This window comes from Paucibacter sp. JuS9 (assembly GCF_044043925.2).
In the GTDB taxonomy this organism is placed as follows: domain Bacteria; phylum Pseudomonadota; class Gammaproteobacteria; order Burkholderiales; family Burkholderiaceae_C; genus JAUASW01.
Genome location: NZ_CP194172.1, coordinates 4251409 through 4269774 on the forward strand (window position 1 = coordinate 4251409; position 18366 = coordinate 4269774).

At 66.5% G+C, this 18366-nt stretch carries 15 protein-coding genes and 1 pseudogene; 7 read left to right on the forward strand and 9 right to left on the reverse strand.

The annotated features are described in order from the left end of the window. Window positions 1-196: 196 nt before the first annotated feature. From ABT392_RS18900 to ABT392_RS18915, 4 genes are all read right to left on the reverse strand, one after another. Window positions 197-973 carry an SDR family oxidoreductase gene (locus ABT392_RS18900; protein WP_334279672.1) on the reverse strand — a complete coding sequence of 259 codons (777 nt, stop codon included), beginning with the start codon at window positions 971-973 and terminating at the stop codon, window positions 197-199. A gap of 4 nt (window positions 974-977) precedes the next feature. After that, the gene (lptC, locus tag ABT392_RS18905) at window positions 978-1646 is read right to left on the reverse strand and encodes an LPS export ABC transporter periplasmic protein LptC (RefSeq protein WP_334279673.1); all 669 of its coding nucleotides are present in this window, start codon (window positions 1644-1646) and stop codon (window positions 978-980) included. Then, complete coding sequence (locus ABT392_RS18910) at window positions 1643-2221, reverse strand: KdsC family phosphatase (RefSeq protein WP_334279674.1); 579 nt, start codon at window positions 2219-2221, stop codon at window positions 1643-1645. Before ABT392_RS18910 ends, lptC begins: the two co-directional genes overlap by 4 nt. Before the next feature lie 85 nt (window positions 2222-2306). Beyond that, on the reverse strand, window positions 2307-3296 hold the full coding sequence (locus ABT392_RS18915; protein WP_395384942.1) for a KpsF/GutQ family sugar-phosphate isomerase: 990 nt from the start codon (window positions 3294-3296) through the stop codon (window positions 2307-2309). 83 nt (window positions 3297-3379) lie between these two features. Here ABT392_RS18915 and ABT392_RS18920 point away from each other — a divergent pair, with 83 nt between their 5' ends. Further along, entirely contained in the window at window positions 3380-4087 is a 708-nt protein-coding gene (locus tag ABT392_RS18920) for a phosphatase PAP2 family protein (protein ID WP_395384941.1), read from the forward strand. Window positions 4088-4135: 48 nt separating this feature from the next. Here ABT392_RS18920 and ABT392_RS18925 read toward each other — a convergent pair whose 3' ends face one another. Then, entirely contained in the window at window positions 4136-5407 is a 1272-nt protein-coding gene (locus tag ABT392_RS18925; protein ID WP_334279677.1) for a Glu/Leu/Phe/Val family dehydrogenase, read from the reverse strand. Between the two features lie 493 nt (window positions 5408-5900). On the opposite strand from ABT392_RS18925, the gene ABT392_RS18930 reads away from it, so the two are divergent. Then, window positions 5901-6881 carry an IS110 family RNA-guided transposase gene (locus ABT392_RS18930; protein ID WP_395384223.1) on the forward strand — a complete coding sequence of 327 codons (981 nt, stop codon included), beginning with the start codon at window positions 5901-5903 and terminating at the stop codon, window positions 6879-6881. A 252-nt stretch (window positions 6882-7133) separates the two neighbouring features. Here ABT392_RS18930 and ABT392_RS18935 read toward each other — a convergent pair whose 3' ends face one another. The 3 genes from ABT392_RS18935 to ABT392_RS18945 are packed head-to-tail and all read right to left on the reverse strand — an operon-like array spanning window position 7134 to window position 10283. Then, window positions 7134-8348, reverse strand: a complete 1215-nt coding sequence (locus ABT392_RS18935; protein ID WP_334279678.1) for an ABC transporter permease — start codon at window positions 8346-8348, stop codon at window positions 7134-7136. Between the two features lies 1 nt (window position 8349). Beyond that, window positions 8350-9057 (reverse strand): ABC transporter ATP-binding protein, encoded by a 708-nt coding sequence (locus ABT392_RS18940; RefSeq protein WP_334279679.1) that lies wholly within the window; start codon window positions 9055-9057, stop codon window positions 8350-8352. Then, the gene (locus ABT392_RS18945) at window positions 9054-10283 is read right to left on the reverse strand and encodes an efflux RND transporter periplasmic adaptor subunit (protein WP_395384940.1); all 1230 of its coding nucleotides are present in this window, start codon (window positions 10281-10283) and stop codon (window positions 9054-9056) included. The genes ABT392_RS18940 and ABT392_RS18945 overlap by 4 nt, the downstream gene beginning before the upstream one ends. 101 nt (window positions 10284-10384) lie before the next feature. Between ABT392_RS18945 and ABT392_RS18950 the strand changes: the two genes are divergently transcribed. Then, the gene (locus tag ABT392_RS18950; protein WP_395384939.1) at window positions 10385-12379 is read left to right on the forward strand and encodes a monovalent cation:proton antiporter family protein; all 1995 of its coding nucleotides are present in this window, start codon (window positions 10385-10387) and stop codon (window positions 12377-12379) included. Between the two features lie 105 nt (window positions 12380-12484). Continuing rightward, window positions 12485-13747 (forward strand): acyl-CoA dehydrogenase family protein, encoded by a 1263-nt coding sequence (locus ABT392_RS18955; RefSeq protein ID WP_395386808.1) that lies wholly within the window; start codon window positions 12485-12487, stop codon window positions 13745-13747. A 21-nt stretch (window positions 13748-13768) separates the two neighbouring features. Here the strand turns inward: ABT392_RS18955 and ABT392_RS18960 are convergent, their stop codons facing one another. Continuing rightward, window positions 13769-14149: a hypothetical protein gene (locus tag ABT392_RS18960; RefSeq protein WP_395384938.1), complete on the reverse strand. Its 381-nt coding sequence runs from the start codon at window positions 14147-14149 to the stop codon at window positions 13769-13771. Window positions 14150-14368: 219 nt separating this feature from the next. Here ABT392_RS18960 and ABT392_RS18965 point away from each other — a divergent pair, with 219 nt between their 5' ends. From ABT392_RS18965 to kdpB, 3 genes and pseudogenes are all read left to right on the forward strand, one after another. Then, the gene (locus tag ABT392_RS18965) at window positions 14369-14467 is read left to right on the forward strand and encodes a potassium-transporting ATPase subunit F (RefSeq protein ID WP_334279683.1); all 99 of its coding nucleotides are present in this window, start codon (window positions 14369-14371) and stop codon (window positions 14465-14467) included. Between the two features lie 3 nt (window positions 14468-14470). Continuing rightward, entirely contained in the window at window positions 14471-16264 is a 1794-nt protein-coding gene (gene kdpA, locus ABT392_RS18970) for a potassium-transporting ATPase subunit KdpA (protein ID WP_395384937.1), read from the forward strand. 8 nt (window positions 16265-16272) lie between these two features. After that, window positions 16273-18361, forward strand: a pseudogene (gene kdpB, locus ABT392_RS18975) (potassium-transporting ATPase subunit KdpB). Window positions 18362-18366 lie beyond the last annotated feature (5 nt).

An 18366-nucleotide genomic window follows, 5' to 3' on the forward strand; every position in this document is an offset into this window, starting at 1 on the left:
TCGGCCGCGCTGCCTTCAGCAACAGGCGGGGCCGGACTCGCGGATTCGTCGGGGAGCGGACGAATCCTCAGCAGGGATGCAGAACCTTGATCATCTGGGCCTCCTTGCGCCGCCATGGCCGGCGCTTCTCTTGAATGGCGCGCAGTGTAGCCAGCCCGCGACGGGCCTGCCAAGGGTCATGGTTACGGCATTTTTCTTACTCGCCCTGACGGCGCTTGCGCGGCCGGCCGGCCAGCGCCTTGTCGAACAGCCAGTTGGGCAAGAGACGCATCAGCTTGGCGACCACGCCCATCTGCCATGGGATCGTTCGGTAGCTCGCGCCGGCCTCGATGGCCGCGAAGGCACGTGCAGCGAAGTCTTCGGGCTGCATCAGGAAGGGCATGCCGTAGCGGTTCTTGCGGGTCAGCGGTGTGTCGATATACCCGGGCAGGATCGTCACGACCTGCACGCCTTGCGGCCGGCATTCGCCGCGCAGACTTTCGCAATAGCTGATGACGGCAGCCTTGCTGGAGCAATAGCCCGCATGGCCCGGCAGGCCACGTATGCCGGCCACGCTGGCGATGCCGACCAGGGTTCCCGAGCACCGCTTGTTCATCGGGCCGATGAAGGGCTGGAAGGTCGCGGCCAGGCCGATGTTGTTGGTTTCATAGATGGCGCGCATCACTTCGATGTCCTCGAACTCCGCGCTGTCCATGCCGATGCTGATGCCGGCATTGGCGATCACCACATCGGGCAAGCCTTGATTGGCGATGCAGGTGCGGCCGGCGGCAGTGATCTCGGCGATGTCGCGCACGTCGGCGCCATAGACGGCGAAGCGCTCCGGTGCCAGGCCCTGCTCGCGCGCCCAGGCCTGAAGCTCGGCCGAGCGGCGGGCCACCAGCGCCAGCCGCCAACCCGCCCGGTAGTAGTGCAGGGCCAGGGCCTGGCCGATGCCGCTGGAAGCGCCGGTAATGAAGACGAGTCTTGCCGTCATGCCATCAGTCCTGCTTGCGCGCGCCAGGCGGATCAAGGCGTGCCGTGCTGCGCCCCTTGAAGGTCAGCCGGCCCTTGAGGTTGTCGTATTCGAAGTTGTGCAACTGCAGCTCGGTGTTGCCGTAGTTGACGCGCACCGGCAGGTGCGAGCGCAGCCGCTCGGTATGCAGGAAGGCGTGCAGGAACTCGCCACGCACTTCCAGGCCGGCACGCTGCTGGCCGGCCGCCATGCGCTGCAGGGTCACGTCGCCGAGCAACTGCATTTCGCTGCCGTCGGCGTTGCCGATGGCGCGCTTGGCCGAGGCCACGGTGATGCTGCCGTCCTGGCCGATCGAGCGCAGACGCACGCCGTCAATCTCGACCGTGTCGGTGTCAGGGTAGTGGCGCATCTCGCGGCCTTCGACCTCGACGCGCATCGCGCCCTTGGGGTCGAAGCGCTGCAGGCCGAAGCCCTGCATCGAGTAGTCGGGCTCATGCTTCAGCGGCGCCTCCGTCTGCGCATCTTCAGGCTGCGGCGAATTCTTGATCAGCCAGGAAGTGCCCGCCGCCAGGAACACCAGCAGCAGCAAGGGCAGATAGGCCGACAGCACCGATTGCAGCCGCCACACCCAGGGCTTGTTGCTGACCGGCCGACGCGGCCCGGCCGCCGGAGCCAGGCGGGCGGCCGGATTCAAGCCTTGCCCCCGTCCAGCGTTTCCAGATGGCTGTTCAAGAGCCCGGCATAGCGGCCGTTGGCCATCAGGAGCAGGTCGCAGAATTCGCGCGCGGCGCCATGGCCACCGGGCGCTGCAGTCACGTGATGAGCAAGGGCAATGACCTCGGCATGGGCCTGGGCCGGGGCGCAGGCAAAGCCGGCGCGTGTCATCAAGGGCAGGTCGGGCCAGTCGTCGCCCATCGCCGCGACTTCATTCCATTGCAGGCCCAGCGCCTGCAGAACCGGCAGCGCGGCAGCGAGCTTGTCCTTGGCGCCATAGACCGCATGCTTCAGGCCCAGGTCCGCCACGCGGCGGCGCACCGCCGGCGAATCGCGCCCAGTGATGACGATGGGCACGATGCCACCTTCGGCCAGCAGCTTGAGGCCGTGGCCGTCCAGCGTGGCAAAGGCCTTGAAGGCTTCGCCTTCTTCACCGATATAGATGCGGCCATCGGTCAGCACGCCGTCCACGTCGAAGATGGCGGCTTTCAAGCCAAGGCCTGGGCCTTGGGCCTTGAGCAGCAGTTCGGGCGGGAAAACAAGAGCAGCTTTCATACGAGTTGACCCCGCGCCCGCACGGCCGCCCGAAGGGCGCGGCGGCCCCCTTGAGGGGTTGCGACCAAAGGGAGACTGGGGGCCATCAAATTACCTTCGCACTCATCAGGTCGTTGATGCTGATCGCGCCCTGCAGCGTGTTCTGCTCATCGACCACCAGCACCAGCGTGATGCGGGCGGTTTCCATCAGCTCGGCGGCGTCGACGGCAAGAGCCTCCGCGCGGATGGTGCGCGGGCCCTTCTTCATCACGTCAGTGGCCTGCAGCAAGCGCAGGTCGCGGCCGCTTTCAACCAGGCGGCGCAGGTCGCCGTCGGTGAAGATGCCCAGCACCTTGTCGGCCGCGTCGACGATGACAGCAGCGCCCAGCGCCTTGGCCGACATCTCGCGCATCATCTCGGTGAAGCCGGCATCCAGCCCCACGCGCGGCAGTGCGTCACCGCTTCGCATCAGGTCGCGCACATGGGTGAGCAGCTTGCGGCCCAGCGCACCACCGGGGTGGGAACGGGCGAAGTCTTCCTCGCGGAAACCGCGCGCGTCGAGCAGGGCCACGGCCAGCGCATCGCCCAATGCCATCTGCGCCGTCGTGCTGGCGGTGGGCGCGAGCTTCAAGGGGCAGGCTTCTTCGGCGACGGCGCTGTCCAGCACCACGTCGGCATGGTTGGCCAGGCTCGATTCGGCACGGCCGGTCATGGCGATGATGGGCACGCCCAGGCGGCGCAGCACCGGCAGGATGGCATTGAGCTCGTCACTCTCGCCCGAGTTGGAGAGGGCCAGCACCACATCGCGCGTGGTCACCATGCCCAGGTCGCCATGAGCGGCTTCGCCCGGATGGACGAACATCGCCGGCGTGCCGGTGGAGGCCAGCGTGGCGGCGATCTTGCGGCCCACATGGCCGCTCTTGCCCATGCCCATCACCACGACCCGGCCCTTGCAGTCGAGCACGAGGCGGGCGGCGCGGGCGAACTCATCGCCCAGACGCGGGCCCAGTTCGGTCAATGCGCGGGCCTCGATCTGCAGGGCCTGGCGGGCCATTGCGACCGCTCGTGCGGCGTCGAAATTGGCAGCTTCAGTCATGGCCGGCAGTGTAGCCGCCGGGGCTGCTGGCCGGGTTTGCAGCAAGGCGGGCTTCAGCTCGGGCCGCTACGATGCGCCGCGCCATGAACGCTGCCTCTTCCACCCCTTCTACCGCTGCCACCCCTTCCGCGTTTTCGCTCAAGCCCGCATGGCTGATTGCCGGCCTGGGCCTGCTGGCCCTGCTCGCCTGGGATGCCGGCGGCCTCGACCTCGCCGTCATCCGTCCCTGGGCTGGCAGCGACGGCTTCCCCTGGCGCGAGCATTGGCTGACGCGTGACGTGTTCCATCAAGGCGGCCGCGCGCTGGCCGGCCTGGTGATTGCCTTCATGGTCGTGCTCAATCTGTGGCGCGGTCTCCTGCCGGCCATGACACGCCGAGAACGGCTCTGGTGGCTGGGCACTTCGCTGGTGTGCCTGCTCCTGATCCCGCTGCTTAAACGCCAGAGCCTGAGCAGCTGCCCCTGGGACCTGAACGAGTTCGGCGGCATGGCGCAGTACGTCTCGCATTGGCGCTTTGGCGTGGCCGATGGCGGCCCCGGCCACTGCTTCCCCTCGGGCCACGCCAGCTCGGCCTTTGCCTTTCTCGCCGGCTTCTTCGCGATGCGCCGCGCCTACCCGCAACTGGCGCGAGGCTTTCTGGTCGGCGTGCTGATCTGCGGCGCCTGCTACGGCTGGGCGCAGATGGCGCGCGGCGCCCATTACCCGAGCCATACGATGTGGACGGCGTGGATCTGCTGGACCCTGACGACGGCCAGCGCCCAGTGGCTGCTGAGCGGCAAGCGGTCGCAATAAGAAAGCCCGCCGAAGCGGGCCTTGTCTGTCCGGGCCGAGGCCGGGATTTCAGGGATACAGACCGCGCTCTTCACGCGCCTGCAGCACGCGGGTGCAAGCCACGACGAAGGCGGCGGTGCGCAGCGAGATGCGGTGCTGTTCGCTGGTTTCCCAGATGTGCTTGAAGGCGCCGGTGATGATCTTGTCCAGGCGGACGTTGATCTCGTCTTCGGTCCAGAAGAAGCTGGAGAAGTCCTGCACCCATTCGAAGTAGGACACGGTCACGCCACCCGAATTCGCGATCACGTCGGGCACGACGATGATGCCGCGGTCGGCCAGCACGGCATCGCCGTCCGGCGTGGTCGGGCCATTGGCGCCTTCCAGCACGATCTTGGTCGAGAGGCCTTCGGCGCGCTCCTTGGTGATCTGGCCTTCGAGGGCGGCCGGGATCAGCACGTCGCTCTTGACCTTCCAGAAGTCGTCGTTCGCGATCTTGTCAGCGCCCTTGAAGCCGCCGACGCCACCGGTGGCCGCCACATGGTCCAGCAGGTTCTGCATGTCCATGCCCGACTCGTTGAGGATGGTGCCGGTGTGGTCTTGCACGGCCACGATCTTGGCGCCGTTGGCGGCGAACAGCTTGGCGGCGATGGAGCCGACGTTGCCGAAGCCTTGCACCGCAACGCGGGCGCCTTCCATCGGCACGTTCAGGCGGCGCATCGCCTCACGGCCGATCACGAACACGCCGCGGCCGGTGGCCTGCACGCGGCCCAGCGAGCCCCCCAGCGGAATCGGCTTGCCGGTGACGACACCGGTCGCGGTGGCGCCGGTGTTCATCGAGTACGTGTCCATCATCCAGGCCATGATCTGGCCGTTGGTGTTCACGTCGGGCGCCGGAATGTCCTGCTGCGGGCCGATGATGATGCCGATTTCGCTCGTGTACCGGCGTGTAACTTTCTCAAGCTCCTTCAGCGACAGCACCTTCGGATCGAGGCGGATGCCGCCCTTGGCGCCGCCGTAAGGCAGGTTCACGGCCGCGTTCTTGATCGTCATCCAGGCCGACAGGGCCATCACTTCTTCCAGCGTGACGTCGGGGTGGTAGCGCACGCCGCCCTTGCCCGGGCCGCGGGTCAGGCTGTGCTGGACACGGTAGCCCTCATAGTGGGCGATGGTGCCGTTGTCGAGCTCGATGGGGATGTCGACGATCAGCGCGCGCTTGGGGCGGCGCAGCGTCTCGACCCAGCGTGCCAGATGGCCGAGGTACGGCTCGACGGCGTCGATCTGGGACAGGTAGGTACCCCAGGGACTGTTGCGCGTGGGCGAAACGAAGGACAGGTTGGGCATGTACTGCTCCGTAATTTTCGGTGGCGCGAACGGTATCGCGAACCGGGTGCGGCGCGCCAGCCTCGGCCGCAGCCTTGTTCACATGCGCCTATGCGCCTTGTGCATAGGGCGTCCGAGTTTGCGCTTTGGCAAGGCTTTGCGCAAACAAATGCACGGATTGACGGCATGCGGCACATAGCAGCCACACGCTGTTTCCTTCTTTCGCGCTGCCGAGGCCATCGGGTGAGGGCTTGTGCTCCTGTCCCCCGGACCGGGCTTCGCCCGATCCTCCTCCTGATATCAGAATCACGCTGCTTCGTTCCGCTTTAGCGAAGCCCGTCAGGGTGATGCCGCGCTCCCCCTATGGCCTTTGAGCCAGAGGTAAAGACTGGTGCCCCCGGCGGATTCGACGCGACAGCTCGAACGGTGTCTTGGGGCGCTGCCGGAGCCTCTCCGGTGGCGACCCCGCATATCAGGGTGCGCAAGTCGGATAAGCGCTTTGCGAAGGAACGTCATGAGAACGAAGCTAGGTGTGGATATCAGCAAGAGGAAGTTCGATGTCGCTTTGCTTGATGCGCAGGGGAAGTTCCGCTCGAAGGTCTTTGCCAACGATGCGGCGGGGTTTTCCCAACTGATGGACTGGATCGAGTCTCACGTTCAGGGCGGCAAGAGCGAGGCTCACGCGTGCATGGAAGCAACGGGCAGCTATCACGAGGCGCTGGCCGTGTTCCTGCATGACAGCGGGGTGGCTGTCTCCGTGGTGAACCCGCTGAGGGTCAAGCGCTTCATCGAATCCGAAGGCATACGCAACAAGACCGACAACGCGGATGCCAAGGCGCTTGCCCGCTTTGCACACAAGCATGAGCTGGAACTTTGGGAGGCGCCGACGCTGGGGCTGCGCAGGCTGCAAGCGCTGGTGCTGCGTCTGCAGACACTGCAGGACATGCGCCAGGCCGAGCTCAATCGGCTGGATGTTGCGCATGACTCGGTGCGGCCGTCGATCCAGGCCATGGTGGACAGTCTGGTGGGTGCCATCGAGGAAGTCACAGCACAGATCAAGTCGAGCATCGACGATGACCCAGACCTGCGCGGACGCAAGGAACTGTTGCAGACGATCCCGGGACTGGGTGAGAAGACCATCCCGCAGCTACTGGCCTACATCGGAAGACCCGAGCGCTTCAGCTCAGCCAAAGCGCTGGTGGCCTATGCAAGCCTGTCGCCGATGATCCGGCAATCAGGCAGCTCGCTGAATCGCAGCAGGGGGACGCATCCCACGGGGCACAAAGAGCTACGCCAGGCGCTGTTCTACCCGGCGATGGTGGCTGCCAAGTACAACCCGCCCATCGCCGCTTTCTGGGCTCGCTTGAAGGCGCAGAACAAGCCGGGTTTGGTGGTTGTCGTGGCCTGCATGCACAAGCTCCTGGCCATCGCCTACGGCGTTCTGAAGTCCAAGAAGCCCTTTGACCCCGCCCACGGGACAGCACTGGCTGCTTGACTCAAGACGGTGTCTTTACCTCGCCCAAACCCTCACCCGACACCCTCGGCCGAACCTGCGCCTGCCACCCGGCGCAGGCCACGGCGGTGCGGATCAGGACGGCAGTGGGTGCCCCGCAGCGAGGTAAAGGAGGAGGCGCCGGCCGCAGGCCGGTGACGGGGGACAGGAGCGAAGGGGTGCCCGCTGGCGGCCTGATCTTCGACGTACCTTCGAGGAAGAAGGCAAGAGTCCGCAATGTGCCGCAAGCCGCCCTCAGTCCTGCCTCAGGCACTCAATCGGCAGCAGCTTGCTCGCCCGCCTGGCCGGGTAGTAGCCGAAGAATAAGCCGACGCTCGCCGCAAAGCTCACCGCCACCACCATATGGCGCACGGCCAGGGGCATGTCGAAGTGGGCGAAATGGCTGATCGCCGCCGCTGCACCCCAGGCAAGGCCGAGGCCCGCCAGGCCGCCGAGGATGCAAAGGACAACAGCCTCGACCAGGAACTGCGCCAGCACATCGCGCGGCTTGGCGCCAATGGCCATGCGGATGCCGATTTCGCGCACCCGCTCGGACACGCTCACCAGCATGATGTTCATGATGCCGATGCCGCCGACGATCAGGGCAATCGCGCCGATCAAGCCCATGCCCAGTTGCAGCCCCTTGGCGATGGAGGCGCCGGCCTTGGCGATGCCGGCCAGGTCGATGGTGCGGAAATCGTCTTCACGATCACCGGTGATGCGGTGGCGGTCGCGCAGGAGTTCGGCCACGTCCATCTCCACGTCACTCATGGCCGTGCCTTCACGACCCTGCACCGTCAGCGCATTCACGACGCCGGGCAGCAGCCGTTCGCGGCTCGGCGCCGCGGTGATGGGCACCAGCATCAGCTCGCCCTCGTCATTGCCGTTGAGGCCCTGGCCTTCGGTGGCCAGCACACCGATCACGGTGTAGGGTCGGCCATCGAGTCGCACCGACTGGCCGATGGGATCCCGGCCGGCGTAGTACTTCTTGGCCAGCTTGGCGCCGATCAGCAGCACGCGCTTGCCGCTGCGCACGTCGTTGTTGTCGAAGCTCACGCCTTGCTCGACCGGCCAGTTCTTCAAGCTCAGCATCTCGGGCGTGACGCCGAGTACCGAGAGGTTCTCGTTGTCACTGCCGAAGTGCGCCTGCACGAAGCCGCGGATCTCAGCCGCCGCGAGCTTCACCGAGGGCAGTTGCGCGATCGCCTCGGCGTCGCCCAGCGTCAGCGCCGGTCGCTTGCCCGAGGTGCGCACCGCGCCTTCGGTGGCCGCAGCCGGGAACACCAAAAGCTGGTTGCGGCCCAGGCGCGAAAGTTCCTTGTCGATGAAGGCGCGCATCCAGTCGCCGGTGGCCATCATCATCACCACCGAGGTGATGCCGATGATCACACCGAGGATGGCCAGGGCCGAGCGCAAGCGATTGGCGCGCAAGGAGCGCAGCGCTTCAAGAGTGAGTTGCCAGAAGCCCATGTCAGTGCACCTCCGTGCCGGGCTTGCCGTCAAAGGCGATGCGGCCATCCTTCAGCCGCACCAGGCGCTTGGCCCGCATGGCCACGTCGGGTTCGTGCGTGACCAGCACGATGGTCAGGCCGTCGTCGCGATTGAGCTGCTCGAACACATCGAGCACTTCGCTGGTGGTCTGGCTGTCCAGGTTGCCGGTCGGCTCATCGGCCAGCAGGAGCGGCGCGCGATTGGCCAGCGCGCGGGCAATCGCCACGCGCTGCTGCTGGCCTCCGGAGAGCTGGTTGGGCAGGCGCTTGCCCAGCGCACCCAGCCCCACCTTGCCGAGCATCTCGGTGGCGCGCTCACGCGCAGCGCTGCGCGACTGGCCGGCATAGACCAGCGGCAGGGCGACGTTGTCGAGCACCGTCATGCGCTTGAGCAGGTTGAAGCTCTGGAACACGAAGCCGATCTCGCGGTTGCGGATGCGCGCCTGCTCATTCACGTCGGCCTTGGCTGCGTCAGCACCGGCCAGCGACAGCCGGCCTTCGTCGGGCCGGTCCAGCAAACCAATCAGGTTCATCAAGGTGCTCTTGCCCGACCCGCTGGCACCCATCAGGGCCACGTAATCGCCACGCGCCACATCCAGGTCGATGCCATGCAAGACCGGCGTCACGATCTCGCCGCTGCGGTAGCTCTTGGTGAGCCCCCGCAGTTCGATCAGGGGGGCTGCGCTCACTTGCTGTCGTCCTTGTTCGCGTTCTTGGCGCGGGTGACGACGGCGTCGCCTGCCTTCAGCTTGCCGCTGACCAGCTCGGTGTAGCGGGTGTTGGACAGGCCCACCGTCACCTCGGTCGGCTGCGGCTTGCCCTGGGCATCCAGCGTGTAGACCTTGTGGACCCGCACGCCGCCGCGCAACTGGTTGAGCACGCCGTCGTCATTCGATGCCGCGGCTACGGCCGACGCTGCGGCAGCGGAAGCCACCGCCGATGCGCCTGACGCCGGCTTGGCCGCAGCCATCGCGTCTTCATCCGGGCGGAAACGCAGCGCCGCCGTCGGCACGCGCAGCACCTGCGGCTTGGTGGCGACGACGATGCGGGCCTGCGCCGTCATGCCGGGCTTAAGCAGGCCGTCGCGGTTGTCCACGTCCACGATCACGGCATAGGTGACGATGCCCTGCTGATTGGTCGCCCCCAGGCGCACCTGGCGGACCTTGCCTTCGAACTCGCGCTCCGAGAAGGCATCGACCGAGAAGCGCACCGGCTGGCCTTCGCGGATCATGCCCACGTCAGCCTCGCTCACGTTGACGCCCACTTCCATCAAGGCCAGGTCACGGGCAATCTGGAACAGCTCGGGCGTCTGGAAACTGGCGGCCACGGTCTGGCCCACGTCCACGCTGCGCTTGATCACCACGCCGTCCACCGGCGAAACAACGGTGCAGCGGGCCACGTCGTTCTCGGCCGCCTCGACCTGGCCGCGCGCGGCGTTCACGTCGGCGCGCGCCATGTCCAGCTCGCGCCGGCTCTGGTCGCTCTGGGCCGAACCAATGAAGCCTTGTGCCGCCAACTTTTCGTTGCGCTCATGACTGCCGGCGGCAAAGGCCACGCGGGCTTCGGCCGAAACGAGCTGCGCTCGCGCCTGGCGCAGGCGGGCTTGATACGGCGTGTCGTCCAGGCGCAAGAGAATCTGGCCTTTCTTCACGCGGTCATTGAAGTCGGCCTTGCGCTCCATGACCGTGCCATTGACAGCCGCACCGACGACGACGAGCCCGATGGCCTGCAAGTTGCCGTTGGCGCTGACCACCTGGGTGATCGGGCCCTGGTCGATGGTGGCCGTGCGGAATGGCGGCGGCGGTGGCGCCGTGGGATGGCTCTTGCCCCAGGCCCACCAGGCGCCTGCGCCGAGGCCGATGACGACGGCGGCGATCAGGCCGCGGCGCAGCCTCTGCTTGCTCTTGCTCTGCATTGTCCGGTTCTCCTCCGAAGGGCCCTCCAGGGCCGCGGCGCATCGTACTCCGGGGAAGGCATGGCGCCGGATGAGGAAACTCACCCCTTACCATCCCGACCATGACATCGTTGGAACTCGTCCTGCTCTACCTGGTCGCCGCCGTAGCCGGCGTGGTGCTGTGCCGTTCCTTGAAGCTGCCGCCCATGCTGGGCTACCTGGCGGTCGGCGTGCTGATCGGCCCCAATGCGCTGGCTTTTGCCAAGGACACCGCTGGCGTGCGCTACCTGGCCGAGTTCGGCGTGGTGTTCTTGATGTTCGTCATCGGGCTCGAGTTCAACCTGCCCAAATTGCGCTCGATGCGGGCGATGGTGTTTGGCCTGGGCCTGGCACAGGTGCTGATCACCATCGTCGGTGCGGTGATCGGCAACGTGATGCTGGAATGGAGCTTCGCGCTGCTGGGCATTCAATGGCAGCTTGGCTGGCAGGGTGCACTGGTGCTGGGCGCCGCCATGGCCATGAGCTCCACGGCCATCGTCGTGAAGCTGATGGCTGAACGGCTGGAGCTGGAAAGCGAGCATGGAAGGCGCGTGGTCAGCGTGCTGCTGTTCCAGGATCTGGCCGTGGTGCCGCTGCTGGTGCTGATACCAGCCTTGAACAGCGAAGGTACGGTGATGCTGCAGTCGCTGGGCTGGGCTGGGCTCAAGGCCGTGGTGCTCCTGGGCATCCTGCTGTGGGGCGGGCAGAAGGCCATGCGCTGGTGGCTTACGCTGGTGGCCCGGCGCAAGAGCGAAGAGCTGTTCATGCTCAACCTGCTCCTTGTCACCCTGGGCCTGGCGTGGATGACCGAACACGCCGGGCTGTCGCTGGCGCTGGGCGCCTTCGTCGCCGGCATGCTGATCGCCGAAACCGAATACAAGCACCAGGTGGAGACCGACATCCGGCCTTTCCACGACGTGCTCCTGGGCCTGTTCTTCATCACCATAGGCATGAAGCTCGACTGGCGGCCGGTGGCCGAGCAGCTACCCCTGGTCTTGCTACTGACGCTGCTGCCCGTCGCGACCAAGGCAGGCCTGATCGCCTTGCTGGCCAAGTTGCTGCGCGCACCCACAGGCACCGCGCTGCGCACCGGCCTCTACCTGGCGCAGGCCGGCGAGTTCGGCTTTGTGTTGCTGACGCTCGGCGCCCAGCATCAGCTGATCTCGCCGCAGTGGGTGAGCCCGGTACTGGCCAGCATGGTCTTGTCGATGCTGGCCTCGCCCTTCCTGATCATGTACAGCAACCGCATCGTGATGAAGCTCTCCAGCAGCGACTGGATGATGCAGTCGCTGCAGTTGACGACCATCGCCAAGAAGTCGATCAAGACCGAGGCCCACGTGATCATCTGCGGCTACGGCCGCAGCGGCCAGAACCTGGCGCGGCTGCTGGACACCGAGCACATTCCCTACATGGCGCTGGACCTGGACCCCGACCGGGTGCGCCAGGCCGCGGCAGCGGGCCAGAGCGTGGTCTTCGGCGACGCTGCCAAGCTGCAAAGCCTGATGGCGGCTGGCCTGGCGCGCGCAAGCGCCGTCGTGGTGTCCTATCCCGACACGCCTTCGGCGCTGAAGATCCTGCACCTGGTCCAGGCCCATGCGCCGCAGGTGCCGGTGGTGGTCCGCACCATCGACGACAGCGACCTCGAGCGCCTGCGCGCCGCCGGTGCTACCGAGGTGGTGCCTGAAGCCATCGAGGGCTCGCTGATGCTGGCCAGCCATGCGCTGGCCCTGGTCGGCGTGCCGATGCGCCGCGTGATCCGCCTGACCCGCGATGCACGGGATGCCCGCTACGGCCTCCTGCGCGGCTACTTCCATGGCGCTGACGACGACGGCATCGAGGAGCGGGCGCAGGTGCGCTTGCGCAGCGTCACCCTGCCGCAAGCCAGCCCCCATGCCGGCGAGAAGCTCGGTGACCTGGCCCTGCATGCGGTCGGTGTCTCGGTGGTCTCGTTGCGCCGTGCCGGTGGCGCCGTGTTGCAGGCAGCTGACGAACTGGCCCTTCGACCTGGCGACACCCTGGTCCTGTCGGGCGTCAACGAGGCGCTGGCACTGGCGGAAGAGAAGCTGCTGACGGCTTGAGGGCTTGTCTGAGCCGCGCGAGACAGCCTGCCGCCTCGGCGACAGGCGGCGCGGCGAGCTTGGTTCACACTCGGGTCACGCCAAGATCAGGAGTGCCACATGACCATGAACTTCGACTACAGCCCCAAGGTCCAGCAGATGCGGGAACGCCTGCTGGCCTTCATGGATCAGCACGTCTATCCCAACGAGCGCCGCTTCCATGAAGAGATCGCCGCCAACCGCGCCAAGGGCAATGCCTGGGTGCCGACCACGGTGATCGAGGAGCTCAAGCCGCTGGCCCGCGCCGCCGGCCTGTGGAACCTGTTCCTGCCAAAGTCGACGCGCGCACCGGAAGGGCTCACCAACCTCGAATACGCGCCGCTGTGCGAGATCATGGGCCGCGTCTCCTGGGCGCCCGAGATCTTCAATTGCTCGGCACCCGACACCGGCAATATGGAAACGCTGGAGCGCTATGCCTCCGAGGCCCTCAAGGACCAATGGCTGGAGCCGCTGCTAAAAGGCGAGATCCGTTCGGCCTTCCTGATGACCGAGCCGGCCGTGGCCTCCTCGGACGCCACCAATATCGAATGCCGCATCGAGCGCGACGGCGATGACTACGTGATCAACGGCCGCAAATGGTGGTCCTCCGGCGCCGGCGACCCACGCTGCGCCGTCTACATCGTGATGGGCAAGACCAACCCGGAAGCCGGGCGGCACGAGCAGCAGTCGATGATCGTGGTGCCGGCCAATGCGCCGGGCATCACCGTGATCCGGCCCCTCTCGGTGTTCGGCTACGACGACGCGCCGCATGGCCACATGGAAGTCGAGCTGAAGAACGTGCGCGTGCCGGCGTCCAACATCCTGCTGGGCGAGGGCCGGGGCTTCGAGATCGCCCAAGGGCGCCTGGGCCCCGGCCGCATCCACCACTGCATGCGCTCGATCGGCGCGGCCGAGCGGGCCCTGGAGCTGATGTGCGAGCGGGCCATTGCCCGCGTGGCCTTTGGCAAGACCATCGCCCAGCAGACGGTGACGCAGGAGCGCATCGCCGAGTCGCGCTGCAGCATCGAGCAGGCACGCCTCTTGACGCTGAAGGCCGCCTACATGATGGACACGGTGGGCAACAAGGTCGCCAAGGCCGAGATCGCGATGATCAAGATCGTCGCGCCCAATATGGCGCTGAAGGTGATCGACTGGGCCATCCAGGTCTATGGCGGCATGGGCGTGTCGGACGACACGCCGCTGGCCATGATGTGGGCGCACCAGCGCACGCTGCGCCTGGCCGACGGCCCGGACGAAGTGCACCGCAACTCGCTGGCCAAGCTGGAACTGGCCAGCCACATGAAACTGCCCGCCGACAAGGTGCAGATGCCGGTGACGCGAGGCTCCTGAAGCCCGCCGCCTTCCAAGTCTCTACTCGGGCATCACCAGCGCCAGCTGCAAGGGCGCGCGGTGAGCCCCGGCCGGCGCCGGGCTCAAACGCCCGCGCAAACCCATGCGCTGGCCCACGCGCTTGCTGAGCTGCGCATGGCGCCGGGCGTCGGCCAATATCAGCACGCGCTGCACCTGCTTGATCGCCTTCGCATCGGCCTGCTCGCGGCCGGCCGTCATGCAGGCTGGCTGGGTGAGCACCAGCACCAGGGCCTCTTCGCCAGGGGCTTTGCCGGCCACCTTCTCCAGGCGGCCGCCGATGCTGGAGACGGCGGGGCCATAGGCCAGGCAACGCGGCGGGGCAGCTTGCGCCGCCACGGGCAGGCTCACGAGCGCCAGCAAGAGCAGGGTGCGCAGATTCATGCCCGGCATCCTAGCCGCCGCCACGCAAGTCTTTACAGCTTCTTGATACCGCCCGCCCGGCTCTCGACAACAAGTTGAGACGGCCCTGCCTAAGCTCTGCTGCATCGCAACAAACGCGTTGGAGAAAGCCATGGACTGGCTGTACCTGGGCCTCGCCGCCCTGCTATTCGCCCTGCTGGTCGGCCTGGCCGAAGCCAGCCAGCGGCTGGAGGTCAAGCAATGAATTCCCTTGCTGTTCTTTACTGGGCCTGCGGTCTCGCGACCGGCGGGCTGTTCGTCTACCTGGTCGTCGCGCTGTGGCGCGCCGAGGAGCTCTGAACCATGGGCACCCTTGCCTGGACCCAACTGGCGCTCTACATGGGCGTTCTTCTGCTGCTGGCCTGGCCGCTGTCGCGCTGGCTGAGCAAGGTCGCCACCGGCCGGCTGCCCGGCTGGATGCTGGCCACCGAGCGCGGCCTCCTGCGCCTGGCCGGCGTCAAAGCCGATGAAGGCATGGGCTGGAAGCGCTATGCCGTGGCCCTGCTGGTCTTCAACTTCATCGGTGTGCTGGTGGTCTACGGGCTGCAGCGCTTCCAGCATCTCTTGCCGCTGAACCCGCAAGGCATGGGAGCGATCTCGGCGGACTCGGCCTTCAACACCGCCATCAGCTTCGTCACCAACACGAACTGGCAGGGCTATGGTGGCGAGTCGACGATGAGCTACCTGACTCAGATGCTGGCGCTGACGGTGCAGAACTTCGTCTCCGCCGCCACCGGCATTGCCGTCGTGTTCGCCCTGATCCGCGGCTTCGCCGGCAAGGCCTTGAGCGACATCGGCAACTTCTGGACCGACATGAGCCGCATCACCCTGTGGGTGCTGCTGCCGATCTCCTTCGTCATGGCCGTGTTCCTGGTCGGCCAGGGCGTGGTGCAGAACTTCGACGCCTACAAGGATGTGACGACGCTGGAAGTCAACAACTACCAGACGCCCAAGCTCGGCACGGACGGCCAGCCCTTGAAGGATGAGAAGGGTCAGGTCGTGACCGAGGACGCCTCGACGCCGACCCAGCAGCTGGCCATGGGCCCGGTCGCTTCGCAGGAAGCGATCAAGATGCTGGGCACCAATGGTGGCGGCTTCTTCAATGCCAACTCGGCCCACCCCTACGAGAACCCGACGCCGCTTTCCAACTTCGTGCAGATGCTGGCGATCTTCCTGATCCCGGCGGCGCTGTGCTTCACCTTCGGCCAGATGGTCGGCGACGGCCGCCAGGGCGTGGCCGTGCTGGCCGCGATGAGCGTGCTGTTCATCACCGGTGTGATCGCCGCGACGGCAGCCGAGCAGGCCGGCAATCCCGTGCTTGCCAATCTGGGCGTCGACCAGCAGATGAGCAGTCTGCAGGCCGGCGGCAATATGGAAGGCAAGGAGACGCGGTTCGGAGTCACGACCAGCTCGCTGTTCGCCGTGATCACCACGGCCGCTTCCTGCGGCGCGGTCAACGGCATGCACGACTCGATGACGCCGCTGGGCGGCATGGTGCCGCTGGTGATGATGCAGCTCGGTGAGGTGGTGTTCGGCGGTGTCGGCACCGGCCTCTACGGCATGCTGATCTTCGCCCTGCTGGCGGTTTTCATCGCCGGCCTGATGATCGGCCGCACGCCAGAGTACCTGGGCAAGAAGATCGAGCCCTTCGAGATGAAGATGATCTCGATCGCCATCCTGGTGACGCCGCTGGTCGTGCTGACCGGCACGGCCATCGCGGTGCTCGCCGACGGTGGCAAGGCCGGCATCCTGAACCCCGGCGCTCACGGCTTCTCCGAGATCCTGTACGCGCTGACTTCGGCCGGTAACAACAACGGCAGCGCCTTCGCCGGCCTGTCTGCCAACACGCCCTTCTACAACACGCTGCTGGGCATCGTGATGTGGATAGGCCGCTTCGGCGTGATCGTGCCGGTGCTGGCGATTGCCGGCAGCCTGGGTGCCAAGAAGCGCATCCCGGTCGGCAACGGCACCCTGCCCACGCATGGCCCGCTGTTCATCGTGCTCTTGATCGGCACGGTGCTGCTGGTCGGCCTCCTGAACTATGTCCCGGCGCTGGCGCTCGGCCCCATCGTCGAGCAGCTGCAGCTCTGGAAGTGATCGTCATCATGAAAACTACGCTTCCCCTGTTCGACCCGCAGCTGGTCAAGCCAGCCCTGGTCCAGTCCTTCGTCAAGCTGAGTCCGCAAGCGCAATGGCGCAACCCGGTGATGTTTGTCGTCTACATCGGCAGCCTCTTGACCACGGGCCTGTTTGCCGCGAGCTTGTTCGATGCGAGCTTTGCCGGCACCGAAGGCCGCGCCTTCATCCTCGCCATTGCCCTGTGGCTGTGGTTCACGGTGCTGTTTGCCAACTTCGCCGAGGCACTGGCCGAAGGCCGCTCCAAGGCCCAGGCCGCCTCGCTGCGAGGCCTGAAGGCGCGCACCTGGGCCAAGAAGCTGCACGAGCCCAAGCATGGTTCTCAATGGCATCCGATGCCTTCTGAAGAGCTGCGCAAGGGTGACACCGTGCTGATCGAGGCCGGCGACATGGTGCCGCTGGACGGCACGGTCATCGAAGGCGTGGCCTCGGTGGACGAGAGCGCCATCACCGGCGAATCGGCCCCGGTCATCCGCGAATCGGGCGGCGACTTCTCGGCCGTCACCGGCGGCACCCGCGTGCTGTCCGACTGGCTGGTGGTGCGCATCGCCGTCAATCCGGGCGAGGCCTTTCTTGACCGCATGATTGCCATGGTCGAAGGCGCCAAGCGCCAGAAGACGCCCAACGAGATCGCGCTGACGATTCTCCTGATCGCCTTGACACTGGTGTTCCTGGTCGTCACGGCCACGCTTTTGCCGTACTCGATCTTCAGCGTTGAGGCGGCCGGTGCTGGCACGGTGGTGACGGTCACGGCCCTGGTGTCGCTGCTGGTCTGCCTGATTCCGACCACCATCGGCGGCCTGCTCTCGGCCATCGGCGTGGCCGGCATGAGCCGCATGATGCAGGCCAATGTGATCGCCACCTCGGGCCGTGCGGTCGAAGCCGCCGGTGATGTGGACGTGCTGCTGCTCGACAAGACCGGCACCATCACCCTGGGCAATCGCCAAGCCAGCAGCTTTGTGCCGGCTCCCGGCGTGAGCGAGCAGCAACTGGCCGACGCGGCGCAACTCGCATCGCTGGCGGACGAAACACCCGAAGGCCGCAGCATCGTGGTGCTGGCCAAGACCCGCTTCGGTCTGCGCGAGCGCGACATCACAGCCCTGCAGGCCCACTTCATCCACTTCTCGGCGCAGACACGCATGAGCGGCGTGGACTTCGGCGACGCCGCAGCCCCCAACCGCAGCATCCGCAAGGGTGCCGGTGAGGCGGTGCGCGCCTGGGTCGAGACGCTGGGTGGCCGCTTCCCGAGCGAGGTCACGCAAGCAGTCGATGAAGTCGCACGACGCGGCTCCACGCCGCTGGTGGTGGCCGATGGCGCCCGCGTGCTCGGCGTCGTCGAGCTGAAGGACATCGTCAAGGGCGGCATCAAGGAGCGCTTTGCCGAGCTGCGCCGCATGGGCATCAAGACGGTGATGATCACCGGCGACAACCGCCTGACGGCCGCGGCCATCGCCGCTGAAGCCGGCGTGGACGACTTCCTCGCCGAAGCCACGCCCGAAGCCAAGCTCAAGCTGATCCGAGAACTACCAGGGCGAAGGCCGCCTGGTGGCCATGACCGGCGACGGCACCAATGACGCGCCCGCCCTGGCCCAGGCCGACGTGGCCGTGGCCATGAACACCGGCACGCAGGCCGCGAAAGAGGCCGGCAATATGGTCGACCTCGATTCGAACCCGACCAAGCTGCTGGAGATCGTCGAGACCGGCAAGCAGCTGCTGATGACGCGCGGTTCGCTCACGACCTTCTCTATCGCCAACGACGTGGCCAAGTATTTCGCCATCATCCCGGCGATGTTCATTGGGGTCTATCCGCAGCTGTCGGCGCTCAACGTCATGGGCCTGCACAGCCCCAACTCGGCCATCCTGTCGGCAGTGATCTTCAACGCGCTGATCATCATTGCCCTGATCCCGCTGGCCCTGCAAGGCGTGCCCTACCGTGCCATCGGCGCGGCTGCGCTCCTGCGCCGCAACCTGCTTGTCTACGGCCTCGGCGGCCTGATCGTGCCCTTCATCGGCATCAAGGCGATCGACTGGCTGCTGGTGGTCCTGCACCTCGTCTGAGGACA

Coding starts and splice junctions, on each gene's coding strand:
- ABT392_RS18900 (WP_334279672.1), bottom strand. CDS start 973: ATGACGGCAAGACTCGTCTTCATTACCGGCGCTTCCAGCGGCATCGGC.
- ABT392_RS18910 (WP_334279674.1), bottom strand. CDS start 2,221: ATGAAAGCTGCTCTTGTTTTCCCGCCCGAACTGCTGCTCAAGGCCCAA.
- ABT392_RS18915 (WP_395384942.1), bottom strand. CDS start 3,296: ATGACTGAAGCTGCCAATTTCGACGCCGCACGAGCGGTCGCAATGGCC.
- ABT392_RS18920 (WP_395384941.1), top strand. CDS start 3,380: ATGAACGCTGCCTCTTCCACCCCTTCTACCGCTGCCACCCCTTCCGCG.
- ABT392_RS18925 (WP_334279677.1), bottom strand. CDS start 5,407: ATGCCCAACCTGTCCTTCGTTTCGCCCACGCGCAACAGTCCCTGGGGT.
- ABT392_RS18930 (WP_395384223.1), top strand. CDS start 5,901: ATGAGAACGAAGCTAGGTGTGGATATCAGCAAGAGGAAGTTCGATGTC.
- ABT392_RS18935 (WP_334279678.1), bottom strand. CDS start 8,348: ATGGGCTTCTGGCAACTCACTCTTGAAGCGCTGCGCTCCTTGCGCGCC.
- ABT392_RS18945 (WP_395384940.1), bottom strand. CDS start 10,283: ATGCAGAGCAAGAGCAAGCAGAGGCTGCGCCGCGGCCTGATCGCCGCC.
- ABT392_RS18950 (WP_395384939.1), top strand. CDS start 10,385: ATGACATCGTTGGAACTCGTCCTGCTCTACCTGGTCGCCGCCGTAGCC.
- ABT392_RS18955 (WP_395386808.1), top strand. CDS start 12,485: ATGAACTTCGACTACAGCCCCAAGGTCCAGCAGATGCGGGAACGCCTG.
- ABT392_RS18960 (WP_395384938.1), bottom strand. CDS start 14,149: ATGAATCTGCGCACCCTGCTCTTGCTGGCGCTCGTGAGCCTGCCCGTG.
- ABT392_RS18965 (WP_334279683.1), top strand. CDS start 14,369: ATGAATTCCCTTGCTGTTCTTTACTGGGCCTGCGGTCTCGCGACCGGC.
- kdpA (WP_395384937.1), top strand. CDS start 14,471: ATGGGCACCCTTGCCTGGACCCAACTGGCGCTCTACATGGGCGTTCTT.